Genomic DNA, 16,192 nt, shown 5'->3' on the forward strand with positions numbered 1-16,192 from the left:
CCACGACTCGGACATGCCCGATCCAGCACAGGACGCGCCGGAGGTCGGGCCACCCAAGAAAAGCGCGGCGGGGATTCCGGCCGTGCTCAACAGCGTGCGCCACGTCAACGACCAGGCCGGGGTGCGGCGCGGGCTGCCCGCGATGCTCGCCCTCAACCAGAAGGGCGGCTTCGACTGTCCCGGATGCGCCTGGCCCGAGCCGGACAAGCGCCACAAGGCGGAGTTCTGCGAGAACGGCGCGAAGGCGGTCGCCGAGGAGGCCACCCGTCGGACCGTGGGCGCGGACTTCTTCGCCCGGCACCCGGTCGCCGAGCTGTTCGAGCGCTCCGGGTACTGGCTGGGCCAACAGGGCCGCCTGACCGAGCCGATGTACCTGGCCGAGGGCGCCACACACTACGAGCCGATCTCCTGGGACCGCGCCCTGGACCTGATCGCCGACGAGCTGCGCGGGCTGGACTCGCCCGACGGCGCGGTGTTCTACACCTCGGGGCGCACCAGCAACGAGGCGGCCTTCGCCTACCAGCTGTTCGCCCGCCAACTCGGCACCAACAACCTGCCCGACTGCTCCAACATGTGCCACGAGTCGTCCGGATCCGCGCTCGTGGAGACGCTCGGTGTGGGCAAGGGCAGCGTGTCCCTGGAGGACGTGTACGAGGCCGACCTCATCATCGTGGCCGGGCAGAACCCGGGCACCAACCACCCGCGGATGCTCTCGGCGCTGGAGAAGGCCAAGCGGCGCGGGACCCGGATCATCACGGTCAACCCGCTGCCGGAGGCGGGCATGAAGGCCTTCCGCAACCCCCAGTACGCTCGTGGCCTGGTCGGCAGGGGCACCGAGCTGACCGACCTGTTCGCGCAGATCCGGGTGGGCGGCGACCTGGCGCTGTTCTCGGCGGTCAACCGGCTGCTGCTGGAGGCCGACCGGCGCGGTGAGCAGGTCCTGGACCGCACGTTCGTCGAAGAGTTCACGCACGGGTTCGAGGACTTCGCCGAGGCGCTGCTGGCCGAGCCCGAGGACGAGTTCTGGGCCCGGACCGAACGCGACACCGGGCTGACCCGCGAGCTGATCGAGGAGATCGCCGCGATGACGGTGGCCTCGGAGCGGATCGTGGTGTGCTGGGCGATGGGGCTGACCCAGCACAAGCACTCGGTGCCCACCATCCGCGAGGTGGTCAACTTCCTGCTGCTGCGCGGCAACGTGGGCCGACCGGGCGCCGGCGTGTGCCCGGTGCGCGGCCACTCCAACGTGCAGGGCGACCGCACGATGGGCATCTTCGAGCGGCCCGCGGACTCCTTCCTGGACGCGCTGGACGCGGAGTTCGGGATCGAGTCACCACGCGAGCACGGGCACGACACGGTCAACGCGATCCGGGCGATGGGGCGCGGCGAGGTGGGCGTGTTCTTCGCGATGGGCGGCAACTTCGTGGCGGCCAGCCCGGACACCGGGGTGACCGAGGAGGCGATGCGCCGGGTGGGGCTGACCGTGCACGTGTCCACCAAGCTGAACCGTTCGCACGTGGTGACCGGTGCGCGCGCCCTCATCCTGCCCGCGCTGGCCCGGTCCGACCGCGACGTGGTCGGCGGTCGGGCGCGGTGGGTGACGGTGGAGGACTCCATGGGGCTGGTGCACGCCTCGCACGGGGTGCTGCCGCCGCTGTCCGAGGGCATGTACGCGGAGGTGGACATCGTCCGCGAGCTGGGGCGCAGGCTGTTCGGCGACTCCCCGGTGGACTGGGACGCGATGGCCGACTACGACCGGATCCGCGACCACGTCGCCGGGGTCGTGCCGGGGTTCGAGGACTTCAACGCCAAGGCGAGGCGGCCCGGGGGTTTCGCGCTCCCGCACGCCCCGCGCGACGACCGGAAGTTCCCGACCGCGACCGGCCTGGCCAACTTCACCGCCAACGGCACCTACGCCCCCGAGGTCCCCGAGGGGCGGCTGCTGCTGCAGACGCTGCGCTCGCACGACCAGTACAACACCACGATCTACGGGCTCGACGACCGTTACCGGGGCATCCACAACGGTCGGCGGGTGGTGCTGGTCAACCCCGAGGACGCCCGGGAGCTGGGGCTGGCGGACGGGGCCTACACCGATCTGGTCGGTGAGTGGTCGGACGGTCGGGAGCGGCGGGCGCCGCGCTTCCGGGTGGTGCACTACCCAACGGCTCGGGGCAGCGCGGCGGCGTACTACCCTGAGACCAACGTGCTGGTGCCACTGGACTCCACGGCGGACGTGAGCAACACCCCCACCTCCAAGTCGGTGGTGGTGCGCTTCGAGCCGTCCGAGCAGCCCGCCTGAGCAGTCCGTCCGAGCAGCTCGCCGAGCCGTTTCACCCGGACCGGAGCGCCCTGCGCCGGATCCCCGTTCCACGAGGCCCCTGAGTACGCGTACTCAGGGGCCTCCGAAACGGATGCGGCATTGTGGGGGCACAACGGAACAAGGGAGCACTGTGCGCCACATTCTCACGGCCTCGACGGACAACTGGCCCTCGCGTGTCTATCTGGCGGCCGCCGCCCTCCTCCTGGCCTGGGCGGCCTTCGTGTACCTCGGCCCGGGCTTCGACTCGGGTATGCCGGAACTGGCCCTGTCGGTGCTGCTCCTACCGTGCGGAGCACTCGCGGCCCTGGTGTTCGGGCTCCTGGACATGGCGTTGGACGGGATGCTGCCCGAGGCGCAGATACCCGTGTTCTTCGCGCTGCTCGTGCCGGCCGCGCTGGGCAACGCGCTCCTGCTCGGCCTGGCCGGGCGCGCGGTGCGCGCGCTCGTGGGAAGGCGCAGGGGGGGCCGGTCACTGAGTCTTGGGGCGGCGGCCGGAGAACCGCCCCAGGAGCCCGCGGCGGGGACGCCAGCGCAGCCACGGCAGCCACGGCTCCCCCGGCGGGTGCGGGACCCTGGGGTCTTCCACCTCGCCCTGGATGACGTCCTCGACCTCGTCGAACCTGATTCCGGCGAAGACCATGATGTCGGTGGCGACCATCTCCACCGCCAGGTGGGTGGCGTGGGTGACCGGGTCGTCGTCCGGAGCACCTCCCCCGTAGGTGCGTGCCGCCATCAGTGCCTGCTCCACCGCCTGTTCCCGGGCCTGGCGGCTGCTGAGGTCGTCGGCGAGGGTGGCCAGCACGTCCGCCATGCCGCTCACGATCGGCGCCAGCTCCCGGCGTTCCTCCACACCCATGGACGTGGTGGTCCGGGACAGGAAGAGGCAGCTCTCGCCGAGCAGGATGAGGCGTTCGATGACCTCGTCCTCGTCCAGCACCGGTTGCGGGTCGCCCCAGCGGATGGTGGAGAGCCGGATCGTGGACTTGCTGCTCTCCCGGGCCCGACTGAGCGCGGCCATGGGCCTGCTCAGGCCACCGAGCCGGTTGACCACCTGTTCGCTGGAGGCGTCCCCCTCCTCCTCGAGGGACCGACCGACCAGGGCGAGCATGTCGGCCATCTCGTTGAGTGCGTCCTCCTCGATCCGGCGCAGCATGGCCACGAGTCTGGCGGGGAAGAAGAGCTGGCTGAAGACGAGAGCCACCCCGGCTCCGATGAGCGCGTCCACCAGCCGGTCGATGCCGGGGCTGGCCGCCCCGACGAAGATCGTGGTGAGGATGGCGCTCCCGGCCGCCTGGCCGATCACGATCCGTTCGGCGTTGATCGCGGCGGCCGCCGTCATGGCGACCGCGGTGGCCAGGGCCATGGCCGCAGCGTTTCGATCGGTGACCAGTAACGCGAGCTCTCCGGCGAGGATGCCGATGAACACGCCCGTGAGCAGCCGGAGCGCGTTGGCGCCGCGTTCGCCGCCCGAGGCGTTGAGCGCGATGACGGCGGCGATCGGCGCGAAGAAGGGGCTGTGGTCGTGGACGAGGCCGCCCGCGATGGCCCAGGCCAGCGTGGCGGCGATGACGGCGAGCACGATCAGGGACGCCTGGGAGGAGACGCGCGTTCGTACCTCCCAGACCAGGGCCCGGATCCGGTGCCTCGGGGTACGGCCGTCGAGGGGCGGCTCTGTCATGTTCTCCTCACCGGCGAAGGGGCGCTCCTTCGGGGTGGGGGGTCACCAGTTCCATTGATACCGCTCAGAAGCGGAGAAGTGTGGTTACCGGAGCGGGTGTTTCGGACTGGGTGATCGCGCTGGGTGGTCACACTGGGTGGTCACACTGGGCGGGGGCCGGGCGGCTCTGGTGCGCGGGGTCACCCGTACTGTGTCGGCATGCCTACGATCTACCTGATCCGCCACGGTAAGGCCTCCCCAAAGGCGGCGGACTACGACGAGCTGAGCCCCACCGGATACGAACAGGCGCGTCTGCTGGGCGCCGAACTCAAGCGGCGTGAGGTGAACGTGGGCCCCGTGGTGTCGGGGTCGCTGCGCCGCCAGCGCCAGACCGCCGCCACCGCGCTGGCCGAGGCCGGGATCGAGGCCGAGCCCGCGGTCGACGAGCGGTGGAACGAGTACGACCACCTGCACCTGCTGGACCGCTACCCGGTCGGCACGGGTTCGCTTCAGGAGCGGCTGGACGCCTCCCTCACCTCCTGGACCGGTGCGGACGAGACCGCCGAGGGTTCGTGGCCATGGTTCCGTGACGGGGTGCGGTCGGCCCTGGGTGAGCTCACGGCCTCGCTCGGCAGGGGGCAGACGGCCCTGGTGTTCACCTCGGCCGGGGTGATCGGGGCGGCCTGCTCGACGCTGCTGGGCGCCCCTGTCGCCGGGTTCATCGCGATGAACCGGGTGGTGGTCAACGGCTCGGTGAGCAAGCTGGCGCACGGGCGCGGCGGCACCCAGCTGTTGTCGTTCAACGACCACGCCCACCTGGAGCAGGGCGGCCCGGAGCTGATGACGTACCGCTGATCGGGCCTTCTCACGCCCTCCACATACCGACCAGTCGGTCCTGAATCATGCCCCGGGGCCGCACACGGCCGCGAGCCCGTGTGCGGCCCCGGGGCCGACAGGGCATTCTGGGGGCATGACCGAGCACTCCTCCCCCGTCGCCGCGACCGGAACCACCCCTGACGTCGAGCACCTGGCCGCCACGCTGCGCCGTCGCCGAGCCGAGCTGGCCGACGCGAAGGCCGCCCGGATCGGCGACGGAGAGATCGTCCACGAACTCACCACCCGGCTGTGGGTGGGGGTGGAGATCCCGGCGGTGGTCTGCGCGGCCGCCCCGGACCCGATGCGCCTGCGCCCCTCGGCCGGCCCGGTCACCTGCCTGCGCTGCCGTTCCCGGCGCTCGGGCAGCGGTCGCGAGCAGGTCCCCGGCCAGGAGGAGCTCTGGAGTTGAGCCCGCGGAGGCGCATGTGTCCGCCCGCCGCACCCCGCTCCGGAGCGGCCGGGCGAAGACCGGCGCGTCAGGCGGAGTACCGTGTTTTCAGGAAGAGCGTTCGGCTGCCCGGGCCAGGACGGCACGCAGGCCCAGTTCGTAGCCGAGGACCCCGCAGCCGGCCATGTACCCGGCGGCGACCGGGGCGGTGACGGAGGTGTGCCGGAACTCCTCGCGGGCGTAGACGTTGGAGATGTGCACCTCCACCACGGGCGCCTCGATCGCGTCGACGGCGTCGCGCAGGGCGATGCTGTAGTGGGCGTAGGCTCCGGGGTTCATCACGACCCCGGCGTAGTGGCGGGCGGCGTGGATCTGGTCCACCATGCCGCCCTCGCTGTTGCTCTGTGCGCACACGACCTCCACCCCCAGCTCCTTGCCGAGCGCGCTCACCCGCTCTTCGACCTCGGCCAGGGTGGTGGTTCCGTACTGCTCGGGGTCGCGGGTGCCCAGCAGGTTGAGGTTGGGGCCGTTGAGCAGCAGGACGGTGGGCGTCTTCTCGGGCATGCGCGCTTCCTGGCGTCGTTTCGGGCTGGTGGGACCAGGTTAGACCCGCGGGGCCAGGTGCACCCGCCTCACCCGGGGCTTGCCCCGGCCAGGTAGCATACCGACCAGTCGGTTCATTACTTTGGGAGGCAACCCGTGGCGTCCACCCTGCTGTCCGCGCGCGACCTGCAGTTCCTGCTCTACGAGTGGCTCGACACCGAGGCCCTCACCCGGCGCCCCCGGTACGCCGACCACTCCAAGGAGACCTTCGACGGCGCCCTGGAGCTGGCCGAACGCGTGGCCACCGACCATTTCGCCCCGCACAACAAGGCCAACGACGCCAACGAACCCCACTTCGACGGCGAGCGCGTCCACGTCATCCCCGAGGTGAGGAAGGCCCTGGAGGTCTACGCCGAGACCGGGCTGTCCTCCATCGCCATGGACGCCTCCGTGGGCGGCGACCAGATCCCCCGCGTGGTCTCCAGCGCCTGCAACGCCTACTTCCAGGCCGCCAACCTGGGCAGCTCCGCCTACCCCTCCCTCACCTCCGGCAACGCGTCCCTGCTGGTCGCGCACGGCTCCCCCGAACAGGTCGACACCTTCGTGCGGCCCATGGTGGAGGGGCGCTTCACCGGCACGATGTGCCTGTCCGAGCCGCAGGCGGGCAGCTCCCTGGCCGACATCACCACCCGCGCCGAGGCCGCAGACGACGGCACCTACCGGGTCTTCGGCAACAAGATGTGGATCTCGGGCGGCGACCACGAGCTGACCGAGAACATCGTCCACCTGGTCCTGGCCAAGCTCCCCGGCGGCCCGCCCGGGGTCAAGGGCATCTCGCTGTTCATCGTGCCGAAGTACCTCGTCAACGAGGACGGCTCACTCGGCGAGCGCAACGACGTGGTCCCCGCCGGGCTCAACCACAAGATGGGCTACCGGGGCACCGTCAACGCGCTGCTCAACTTCGGCGAGGGCCGGTACACCCCGCAGGGAGCACCCGGAGCGGTCGGCTACCTGGTGGGCGAGCCCCACCAGGGCCTGAAGTACATGTTCCACATGATGGACGGGGCCCGGATCGGGGTGGGCGCGGGCGCGATGGCGGTCGGCTACACCGGTTATCTGAAGTCGCTCCAGTACGCCCGCGAGCGCCTCCAGGGCCGCCCGCTGGGCGCGAAGAACCCCGAGGAGCCGCAGATCCCCATCATCGAGCACACGGACGTGCGCCGGATGCTGCTCGCACAGAAGAGCTACGTGGAGGGCGCCCTCGCCCTGGTCCTGTACTGCGCCCGCCTCGTGGACGAGAAGGCCAGCGCCGAAGACCCCGAGACAGCGAAGAGCGCCCAGCTGCTGCTGGACGTGCTCACCCCCATCGTGAAGAGCTGGCCCTCCCAGTGGTGCCTGGAGGCCAACAGCCTCGCCATCCAGGTACACGGCGGATACGGCTACACCCGCGAGTACGACGTGGAGCAGCACTACCGGGACAACCGGCTCAACGCCATCCACGAGGGCACCCACGGCATCCAGGCCCTGGACCTGCTGGGCCGCAAGGCCGTCATGGACGGCGGCGCCCGGCTGTCGCTCCTGGTGGACACGGCCCGCGCGACCGCGGAACGGGCTCGGAGGCTGGGCGGCCGCGAGGCCGAGTACGCCGACCTGCTCGACGCCGCGCTGAGCCGCACCGCCGAGACCGTCGCCGCCACCTGGTCCGAGGGCGACCCGGCGGTGGCCCTGGCCAACGCGACCCCCTACCTGGAGGCGGTCGGGCACGTGGTGGTGGCCTGGCTGTGGCTGGAGCAGCTGGTCGCCGCGCACGGCAAGGAGGGCGGTTTCTACGAGGGCAAGCGCGCCGCCGCCGCGTACTTCTTCCGCCACGAACTGCCCCGCACCGGTCCCCAGTTCGACCTGGTCGCCTCCCGCGACCGCACCGTTCTGGACGTGTCCCCCGAGGTCCTCTGACCCCTGCGGAGTCCGGCCCCTTCCGGCAACCGGCGGGCACCGAACGCGAGCTCCGCGGCGGTGGGCGGCCCCAGCCCTTCTCAGGGCCCGGGACCACCCGCCGCCGACAGGGGAGAGCGCACCGCTTTCGGCCACGCCAGCCGGTCCGTGGCGTTCGCCCGGTGCCCGGTCAGGGCCCGGCCGCGCGCAGGCGGCCGGGTTCGGGCACGTCGAGGACGAACACGTGGCCGATGTCGGCTGCCTCGTATCCGTAGTCGGCGTTGGCCACCCGCATGCGTTCCGGGGTGACCTCCAAGATCCGCACGGTGATCGGTTCCTCTCGGTGGGGGAGGGTCAGGAGCCAGGGCCCGGCCAGGTAGGACAGGCCCAGGTTGTCCAGGGCGGCGCGGGCCTCGGCTTCGGGGAGCGGACCGGTGACGGGGTGGCCGAACGGGGTGAGCGGGACGTGGCCGCCGGGCTCGGGTCTCAGGTAGCCCAGGACCTCTCCGTCCTCCTCCCGGTGGTGAGGGCTCCAGTGCTCGGGGATCACCCGTCCTCCCCCGACAGGCGGCGCTCGGCGTAGACCCGCATGGCCTCGCTCTGGAAGTCGGCCAGCCCCGGGGCCACCCGCTCGTAGACCTCGCGCCAGGGGCCGTCCTCGGCGTAGACCCTGCCCAGGTGGGCGAAGGAGTCCGCGTCAGGGGCCCACATGAGGCTGACCTGCTGGTAGTGGATTTCGATCTCGGCCTGGACGGCCGGGGAGTCGGGCGGGCTGCCCGCCCTGAGGTGCCCGGCCATCCGGGTCATCTGCTCGGCCGCCTCGGCCCGCATCCGGTCGGCCTCCTCCGGGGTGATCCGCTCCCCGGCGGCCTTGGCCTGGTCCCACTGCTCGGGCCACTCGGTGCGCGCACGCTCGGTGTAGTGGTCGGTGTCGAAGCCCGCGAAGAGCTCCTCCGGGTTACCGGACACGTCGTTCTCCTCCAATGCGTCGACGGTGCGACGTACGGTCTCGACGAGGAGGCTGAGCCGGTCGCGTTCGGCCTCGAGGTCGTGCAGGTGCTGGCGCAGCGCCGTCACCTCGTCGTGCTCGGAGTCCAGGACCCGGCGGATGTCCGCCAGGCCCAGGCCGAGCTCGCGCATGACCAGGATCCGTTGGAGTCTGCGCAGTTCGCGCCGGCCGTAGTGGCGCAGCCCGCCCGGCCCGGTGCTCTCCGGGAGCAACAGGCCCACGTGGTGGTAGTGGCGCAGGGTCCGGGAGGTCACCCCGCTCATCCGGCAGACCTCGCCCATCGGCCACGACATGGCTTCTCCCCTCGTCGGGCCGGTGTTCTCCGGCCCGGAAACGACGCTAGGCGTTGACGCAACGTCAAGCGCAAGTCGGGGAGAGTTCGGTGTGCCGAACCGCTGTGGGAGGGAAGGGAGACAGGTACCTCCGGCGCGGAAGGAAGGGCGCCCCCACAACAGGACACGAGGCAGTCGTGCGGAAACTCATCCCCCAGGACCCGACACACATCGGCCCCTACCGGCTGACCCACCGCCTCGGCACCGGTGGCATGGGGCGGGTATACCTCGCCCGTACGCCCTCGGGGACACAGGTGGTCGTCAAGGTGGTGCTGCCCTCCCTCCTGGAGGAGTCCAGGCTGGCCGAGGGCGGCACGGACTACCGCGGGCGGTTCGCCCGCGAGGCCGAGCTGGCCTCCCGGGTCGGCGGCTTCTACACCGCCGAGGTCGTGGACAGCGACCCCGAAGCCGATCCCCCCTGGATCGCCTACGCCTACATCCGGGGCCGCTCGCTCGGGGAGGCCCTCCAGGAGGGGCCGATCGACCCGCCCTCCCTGCGCGCTCTGGCGGCGGGTCTCGCCGAGGGGCTCCAGGCCGTCCACAGCAGCGGGCTGATCCACCGTGACCTCAAACCGGGCAACGTCATCCTGGCCGAGGACGGGCCCCGGATCATCGACTTCGGGGTGGCCCGTCCCACCGAGGGCAGTTCGATGACCGCCACCGGCCACCTGTTCGGCACGCTGCCCTACATGTCGCCCGAGCAGGCCGAAGGGGCCCCGCTGTCCCCCGCTTCGGACGTGTTCGCGCTGGGCACCCTCCTGGCCTACGCCGCCACCGGAGTCAATCCCTTCGACAGCACATCCGGGCCCCGGGTCCTGCTGCGGCTGGTCAGCCCGCCGCCGGTCGGGCTCCTGGCCTCCTTACCGCCGGACCTGCGCTCCCTCATCGCCGCCTGCTGGAACCACGACCCCGAGCTGCGCCCCTCGCCTGGGCTGATCATCGAACGCTGCGCGCGCGGGGCCCCCCGTACCTGGCCGCCCCGGCTGCTGCCGCCCGGGGCGTCGGCCCCGCCGGACCGGCTGCGGGCCGAAGGGCCCACGCAGCCCCCGTGGCCCCCGTGGTCCCCGAACACTCCCCAGGGCGACTGGACACCATAGCCCGGCGCCCCGAGGGGCCGAACGACACCCGACGTCCCGGTACGGCCCGCTGCCGGGTCGGCTGCCGTTCGAGCGCACGCGGGAACCCGCTCCGGCCGGCCCCTGGCGGGATGCGTTCCTGGTGCTGACCGGGGGCGATCGGCACACTCGTGGTGGGGGTGTCCGTGTGGCCGGGGCCCTGGTTCGACAGCGCGGGCAAGGGGTCGGACGGTCAGGTCGGCGCCGGGCCCCGCCACCCGCGCCGTCTCCCGTCCCCTCCCCCACAGCGCAGCGCAGACCCTCTGGGCAAACGCGCGGGCCGGTCTCCCCGGTGAGGTGCTGGGAAGCACCCACGGCACCGGCCTGTGGCCCCTGGAGGTCGGCCCGGACGGTTCCCTGCTGGCCACCGCGGGAGATGACCAGCTGGTGCGCGTGTGGGACGTCGCCGGACGCGGGGAGCTGCGGCAGCTCACCGGCCACAGTGCCTTCACCCGGGGTGCGGGGCTCTCCCCCGACGGCGCCCTCCCTCTACGCCTGTTCCGACCACGGCACGGTCCGTGCCTGGCCCACCAGGGCTGGCCGGGGGCCGTTCAGATCGCCTCACGGCGTTGCAGGTAGCTGAAGGCCGCCCAACCGGGCAGGACCGGGAACCAGAAGGTCAGTAGCCGGAAGAGCAGCACCGCGGGCAGGGCCACGGCGGCGGGGACGCCGGCCACCGCGGTGAGTCCGCCGATCAGGGCCGCCTCGACCGCCCCGAGCCCGCCCGGAGTGGGCGCGGCCGAACCGACCGCGTTGCCCGCCAGGAAGACCACGGCGACCGCGACCAGGCTCACGTGGAGCCCGGGTCCGGCGAACGCCAGGACCGAGAAATGCAGGCACAGCACGAACGCCACGGTCAGCAGAAGGGTGCCGCCCACCCCGAGCAGGAGGCTGACCGGGCGCTGGAGCATGTCCAGCAGCCGGGGCAGGACCCCGCTGAGGTAGGGGCGCAGCCGTGAGGTGACGGCACGGCGCATCTTCGGGTGCAGGAGGACGGCGGCGACACAGGCGGTCCCGGCGATGACGATGACGGCCAGGGTGGGCGAGGGGGTGAAGCCGGTCCAGTACGAGGTGCCGGTCAGGTAGGCGCACACCAGGAGCAGCGGCACGTGGATCAGGAAACCGACCAGCTGGGTGAGGCCGACCGCGGACAGGGCCAGGGAGGTGGGCACCCCCGACTTGATCACGAACCTGCTGTTGATCGCGATCGACCCCAGCCCGGCCGGGGCCGCGATGCGCACGAACGACGCCGCGTACTGCACCAGGAGGGTCCGCCACCAGGCCAGGGGTGCCGGGACGAAGCCGATCAGCACCATGGCGGCGGCGAACATGCAGGTGGTGGCCATGACCAGGGCCGCCATCGCCCAGCCGGGATCGGCGTGGCGAACGGCGGACAGCTCCACCCCGGAGAGCTGGTAGACGAGTACCAGGCCGACCAGGGTGGCGACCACGACGCTGACGATGGTGCGCGGGCGCATCCGTTCCAGGCGCGCGGGTTCGGCGGGGGCCTCGGGAGCGACCGCCGCGATCTGTCGTCTCAGCTCGCCCAGGAGCTTGCGGTCGGAGCGGCGGAGCTCGGCGCGCAGGCCGTGCGGCAGGCCCGGGGGCTGGAGCAGGGGCAGGACGGCGGCGGTGGCGGGCACCCCGAGCGCCCGCACGGCCGAGGCCACCGCGCGGTCGGGGCCCACCCGCAGTGCCAGCAGGGTGATCATCGCGGCCGTGTCCAGCAGAGTCCTGAGCTGGGGTGCGGCGACCGCGCCCCGGTCCACCCCGGTCAGGGCGGCGGCCCCGAGAGCTGCGTCGTCGGTGCCGCTGTCCGCGCTGCCGGCGGTACCGTTGGCCGTGCTGTTGGCGGGGGTCCGAACGCGGGCCAGCACGCCGACCGTGCTGCCGTTGAGGTCGCCGTGGGCCACGCGTCTGCGGTGCAGCAGGCCGAGCTGGTGCCAGAGGCCGTCGATCAGGGTGTCGGTGATCTCCGCCGGGTCCAGGGTGGCCAGGCCCCTGACCTCGGAGCGTTCGCGGACCAGGAGAACGGTGCCGGGGGTGAGCTCGCCCAGAGCCAGGACGCGGGGGACGTCCACCCCGGCGTCGCGGGCGACGGAGCTCATCAGGGCGGCGTGCTCGGCGCGTCTGCGCGCGCCGTAGAGCATGCGGGGGGCGACCGGGCCGCGGAGCAGGAGCAGGTCGAGCAGGCGCTGCCAGAACGCCCTGGAGTTCTCGGAGTCGAGCACGGACAGCTCGATCTGGCGGCCGTCGGCGAGGTCGGCCAGGTAGAGGGGGTCGCCTTCCTGGTTGGTCCCTACGAGGGTGATCCGGTCCGCGGTCAGGCCGAAGCGGTGGAGTTCGGCGTGCATGCGGCCGGTGGCGGGCGGCGGGACGCTGGTGCTGATGGCGTAACGGGCCAGAGCGGCACAGGTCAGACCGACCAGGATGGTGAAGAGGACGGCGAGGATGCTGGTGACCCCGGCCATGACCGCGGTGACCGCGACCACGGCGTTGGTTCCCCACAGCAGGGAGCGTACCCGCGGCTGCCCGGTGGGCATGGTGCGGGTGAACGCGATCCCGGCGGCGACGTAACCGAGGGTGGCGGCGGTCAGGACTCCGTCGGGGAGCCCGGGGAGCGGGTCGGCGCTGTAGGTGGCGTACTCCAGCTGGGCGTTGACGTAGGACGTCATGGCATAAGCCGACACCGCCGCGACGATCGCGCGCAGCAGATCACGCAGCTCCCTGACGAACAGCGTGCGCAGGACGACGAAGACCATCAGGACGATGAGCGTGAGGTTGGCGCTCACGGCGACGGCGAAGAGCAGCCAGGACGGGATCACCGCGCGGAGCTGGGTGGCGTCGTCGGTCGGCGCGCCGTCGGCGATCGCGTCGCCGACGAGGAGCAGGACCACGAAGGCCAGGAACAGCCCGGCGATCCCCGCCAGCAGGTCGACGGGGCTGCGCGGGGCACGTGCCGCGGTTCGGCCCGGGGCGGGGGGCGGTGTGTCGGTTGGGGTTGTTGTCACGGGACAAGCCTGCCCGACTCATGGGGATTCGGGCGCCAGGGGTGGGGGTGTTTCGCCCGGCCCGTTCCGCCGTATCGGGCCGACCGCTGTCTGCCCGGGCAAGCGGACGGCGCCGCCGGTTCGGGTCCGGCGACGCCGTGGTCGGGCCCGTCGCTGCCTGTGGGGCAGGAGTTGCCTACGGGTTCCCCGGGCGAGGCTACTCGGGCAGGGGGATCAGGCCGCGCTGGTAGGCGCGGACGAGGTTTCGGGGGACGCGGTACTCACGCCCACGGATGTGGACGGTGACCAGGTCGGGGGTGGTGGCCTTCCACTGGGATCGGCGCGTGCGGGTGTTGGACCGCGACATCTTGCGCTTGGGTACGGCCATGTGACCTGTTGCCTTTCAGTTCGGGTTCCGGGACTCGTGTTGCGGGGGCGTGTTCGGGGCCCGGGCGGTGCGGAGCACAGGAGAGGGCGGTGGGGCGTGTGCCCACCGCCCGTCGGTTCGCAGTTCACCGGACCCTGCGCGGATCCTGATTACTTGCGCTGGTAGCGGCGCTGGAAGCGCTCCACCCGACCTGCGGTGTCCACGACGCGGGCGGTGCCGGTGTAGAAGGGGTGGCTGGCGCTGGAGATGTCCACGTCGACGACGGGGTAGGTCCGCCCGTCCTCCCACTCGACGGTCTTCTCGCTGGTGCGGGTGGACCGGGTGAGGAAGGCGAAGTCGGCCGCCTTGTCGCGGAAGACGACGTGCTTGTACTCGGGGTGGATGTCCTTCTGCATACGGGTCTCCGTAGGGTTCGGGCCGTCGGGCGTCGGCTGCGGGGCGCGCTCCTCGCGGAACGCGGGTCAGCGCTCCTCGCGGAACGCGGGTCAGCGCTCCTCGCGGAACTCGACGTGGCGGCGGAGTTTGGGGTCGTACTTGCGCAGGACCAGGCGGTCGGGGGTGTTGCGTCGGCTCTTCCGGGTCACGTAGGTGGTCCCGGTCCCCTCCGTGGACTTGAGCTTGATGATGGGCCGAACGTCGTTGCGTGCCATGAGCGCCTCCTCTGGGGTGTCAGACCTGCCAACTAAATGATAACCGTTTTCATTCCCGCCAGAACCACACGACTCAGAGCGCCACCACACACCCCAATGCGCAGGAAAAGCTACTTTCTGTGATTACCTCATTACAAATAGTCGAGCACGGTGCGGCGCGCACCCCGGTCGGAGGAGAGCCATGGCGTCCGAGCACAGACCCAGCCGACGACAGATCCTGCGCGGCGGAGCGGGGCTCGGCGCCCTCACCGCCGCGGCCCTGTTCGGCGACGCCTCCCGCCCAGCCGCCGCGGCCGTCCCCGACACCGGTTCCGCGCCGGGCTTCACCGGGGTCCCGTCGGCCCGGGCCGACGCGATCACCGTCCCGCCCGGCTACACCGCCCGGGTCCTGCTCCCCTGGGGCGCGCCGCTGCACCGCGACACCCCTCGCTGGCGGCCCGACGCCACCGACGGGGCCGCCAACGCCGCACGCCAGGTCGGCACCGGACACAGCGGGCTGCGCTACCTTCCGCTGCACCCCGGCCACGACGGCGGGCGGCGCGGGCTCATCGTGCTCAACCACTCCTGGATCGACCCGGTGCTGCTGCACGCCGACGGCGGGCGCTCGGCCACCGGCGCCCGCACCGACAAGGAGATGGCCTCCCTCGGGGTGACCGTGGCCCGCGTCGAGCTGACCGACGGGCGATGGCGGGTGATCGACGACGAACTCAACCGGCGCCTCACCGCCACCTCGCCCACCACCGTCGCAGGCCCCCTGGCCGGACACCGGAGCCTGGAGACCGGCACCGATCCGGCGGGGGTCATCGGCGGTTCCGCGCACGCCACCACGCCCTGGGGCACCTATCTGACCGGAGAGGACACCCTCCCCGACGTCTTCGGCACCGACGACCGGGGATGGAACGCCACCGCCGCCCAGCGCCGCTACGGGCTCACCGCGGACGGTTCGTCCTACGGCTGGCACACCCACCAGAGCCGCTTCGACCTGGCCCGCGAACCCAACGAGGCGCACCGGTTCGGCTGGACCGTGGAGATCGATCCCCTGGATCCTTCTTCCCGTCCCGTCAAGCACACGGCCCTGGGACGGCTTGCGCACAGCGGCGCGGCCGTCACCGAGTCACGCGGCCGCGCGGTGGTCTACATGAGCGACCGGACCCACGTCTACAAGTTCGTGGGCGAACGGCTCTGGCGCGATTCGCGGGGCCGGGGCCCGGGGCCGCTGGACGCGGGCACCCTCTACGTGGCCCGGTTGGGCTCCCACGGCCTTGGCACCTGGCTGCCCCTGGTGCACGGCCGGTCCGGGCTGACCCGCGGCGACGGTTTCACCGACCAGGCCGACGTGCTGCTGCGGGCCCGCGAGGCCGCCGACGCGGTGGGCGCCACCGAGCTCCAAGGGCCCGGCAGCCCGGCCGTGCACCCGCAGACCGGAACGGTGTACTGCCCCGAGGCCTCCGCAAGCGGATCCGGGCGCGTGCTGTCGTGGACCGAGGGCGCCGGCGACCACGGGGCGACCCTCTTCTCCTGGAGTGAGTTCGCCCGGGCCGGGGCGCCCTCGGGCGACGGTCAGGGGGCGGTCTTCGCGGCCCCGGGCGGGGTGCACTGCGGGGACGACGGCCGACTGTGGATCCGCACGGACGTGGCCAGGCTCGGCGATGCGGCCGAGGGGGCGCGCGAGCGGGTCGGCAACAGCGCGCTGCTGTGCGCCGACCCCGACAGCGGCGAGGTGCGCCGTTTCCTGACCGGACCGCACGGCTGCGGGATCGCGGGGACCACGGCCAGCCCGGACCAGCGCAGCCTGTTCGTCACCGTGCAGGGGCCGGGCTCGGCCTCGGCCCGGCTGGGCGGTCCCACGGTGGACGACCCGCGCGCACTGAGCAACTGGCCGGGGTTCGACCCCGCGGGACGGCCCCGCTCCGCGGTCGTGGTGGTGCGCAAGGACGACGGCGGGATCATCGGGACCTGAGGGCTTGTCCGGGGTAGGGCAGACCCGTAGCC

The 16,192-nt window shown here is 72.2% G+C and carries 15 protein-coding genes and 1 pseudogene; 8 read left to right on the plus strand and 8 right to left on the minus strand.

Annotated elements, in window-relative coordinates; translation table 11 throughout:
- The first annotated feature begins 13 nt into the window (after window positions 1-13).
- A complete protein-coding gene (locus HNR07_RS09250; protein WP_184371791.1) occupies window positions 14-2,299 on the plus strand; it encodes an FdhF/YdeP family oxidoreductase in 2,286 nt (761 codons plus the stop codon).
- A gap of 112 nt (window positions 2,300-2,411) precedes the next feature.
- A pseudogene (locus HNR07_RS36280) lies at window positions 2,412-2,750 on the plus strand (SCO4225 family membrane protein); the annotation flags it as partial.
- A gap of 39 nt (window positions 2,751-2,789) precedes the next feature.
- Here HNR07_RS36280 and HNR07_RS09255 read toward each other — a convergent pair.
- Complete coding sequence (locus HNR07_RS09255; protein WP_184364373.1) at window positions 2,790-3,998, minus strand: FUSC family protein; 1,209 nt, start codon at window positions 3,996-3,998, stop codon at window positions 2,790-2,792.
- Window positions 3,999-4,196: 198 nt separating this feature from the next.
- Between HNR07_RS09255 and HNR07_RS09260 the strand changes: the two genes are divergently transcribed.
- Window positions 4,197-4,832 carry a histidine phosphatase family protein gene (locus HNR07_RS09260; RefSeq protein ID WP_184364375.1) on the plus strand — a complete coding sequence of 212 codons (636 nt, stop codon included), beginning with the start codon at window positions 4,197-4,199 and terminating at the stop codon, window positions 4,830-4,832.
- A 115-nt stretch (window positions 4,833-4,947) separates the two neighbouring features.
- Window positions 4,948-5,262, plus strand: coding sequence for a hypothetical protein (locus tag HNR07_RS09265; RefSeq protein WP_184364377.1), 315 nt, complete (start codon window positions 4,948-4,950; stop codon window positions 5,260-5,262).
- 87 nt (window positions 5,263-5,349) lie between these two features.
- Here HNR07_RS09265 and aroQ read toward each other — a convergent pair whose 3' ends face one another.
- A complete protein-coding gene (gene aroQ, locus HNR07_RS09270; RefSeq protein WP_184364379.1) occupies window positions 5,350-5,805 on the minus strand; it encodes a type II 3-dehydroquinate dehydratase in 456 nt (151 codons plus the stop codon).
- A gap of 135 nt (window positions 5,806-5,940) precedes the next feature.
- Between aroQ and HNR07_RS09275 the strand changes: the two genes are divergently transcribed.
- On the plus strand, window positions 5,941-7,737 hold the full coding sequence (locus tag HNR07_RS09275) for an acyl-CoA dehydrogenase (protein WP_184364381.1): 1,797 nt from the start codon (window positions 5,941-5,943) through the stop codon (window positions 7,735-7,737).
- A gap of 169 nt (window positions 7,738-7,906) precedes the next feature.
- Here HNR07_RS09275 and HNR07_RS09280 read toward each other — a convergent pair whose 3' ends face one another.
- Window positions 7,907-8,266 (minus strand): hypothetical protein, encoded by a 360-nt coding sequence (locus HNR07_RS09280; protein WP_184364383.1) that lies wholly within the window; start codon window positions 8,264-8,266, stop codon window positions 7,907-7,909.
- On the minus strand, window positions 8,263-9,018 hold the full coding sequence (locus HNR07_RS09285; protein ID WP_184364385.1) for a MerR family transcriptional regulator: 756 nt from the start codon (window positions 9,016-9,018) through the stop codon (window positions 8,263-8,265). The genes HNR07_RS09280 and HNR07_RS09285 overlap by 4 nt, the downstream gene beginning before the upstream one ends.
- 176 nt (window positions 9,019-9,194) lie before the next feature.
- Here HNR07_RS09285 and HNR07_RS09290 point away from each other — a divergent pair, with 176 nt between their 5' ends.
- Window positions 9,195-10,154 (plus strand): serine/threonine-protein kinase, encoded by a 960-nt coding sequence (locus HNR07_RS09290; protein ID WP_184364387.1) that lies wholly within the window; start codon window positions 9,195-9,197, stop codon window positions 10,152-10,154.
- 315 nt (window positions 10,155-10,469) lie between these two features.
- Complete coding sequence (locus HNR07_RS09295; protein WP_184364389.1) at window positions 10,470-10,751, plus strand: WD40 repeat domain-containing protein; 282 nt, start codon at window positions 10,470-10,472, stop codon at window positions 10,749-10,751.
- Here the strand turns inward: HNR07_RS09295 and HNR07_RS09300 are convergent.
- The 4 genes from HNR07_RS09300 to rpmG all read right to left on the minus strand — a co-directional run bounded on the left by HNR07_RS09300 (window position 10,724) and on the right by rpmG (window position 14,200).
- On the minus strand, window positions 10,724-13,183 hold the full coding sequence (locus HNR07_RS09300) for a lysylphosphatidylglycerol synthase transmembrane domain-containing protein (RefSeq protein WP_184364391.1): 2,460 nt from the start codon (window positions 13,181-13,183) through the stop codon (window positions 10,724-10,726). The two genes, HNR07_RS09295 and HNR07_RS09300, sit on opposite strands and share 28 nt — an antisense overlap.
- A 196-nt stretch (window positions 13,184-13,379) precedes the next feature.
- Complete coding sequence (gene rpmF / locus HNR07_RS09305) at window positions 13,380-13,550, minus strand: 50S ribosomal protein L32 (protein ID WP_017582319.1); 171 nt, start codon at window positions 13,548-13,550, stop codon at window positions 13,380-13,382.
- 149 nt (window positions 13,551-13,699) lie between these two features.
- Entirely contained in the window at window positions 13,700-13,945 is a 246-nt protein-coding gene (locus tag HNR07_RS09310; RefSeq protein WP_184364393.1) for a type B 50S ribosomal protein L31, read from the minus strand.
- Window positions 13,946-14,035: 90 nt separating this feature from the next.
- Window positions 14,036-14,200, minus strand: a complete 165-nt coding sequence (gene rpmG / locus HNR07_RS09315) for a 50S ribosomal protein L33 (RefSeq protein WP_184364395.1) — start codon at window positions 14,198-14,200, stop codon at window positions 14,036-14,038.
- Between the two features lie 181 nt (window positions 14,201-14,381).
- On the opposite strand from rpmG, the gene HNR07_RS09320 reads away from it, so the two are divergent.
- Complete coding sequence (locus tag HNR07_RS09320) at window positions 14,382-16,160, plus strand: PhoX family protein (protein ID WP_184364397.1); 1,779 nt, start codon at window positions 14,382-14,384, stop codon at window positions 16,158-16,160.
- The last annotated feature ends 32 nt before the right edge of the window (window positions 16,161-16,192 follow it).

Source organism: Nocardiopsis metallicus, assembly GCF_014201115.1.
Taxonomy (GTDB): domain Bacteria; phylum Actinomycetota; class Actinomycetes; order Streptosporangiales; family Streptosporangiaceae; genus Nocardiopsis; species Nocardiopsis metallicus.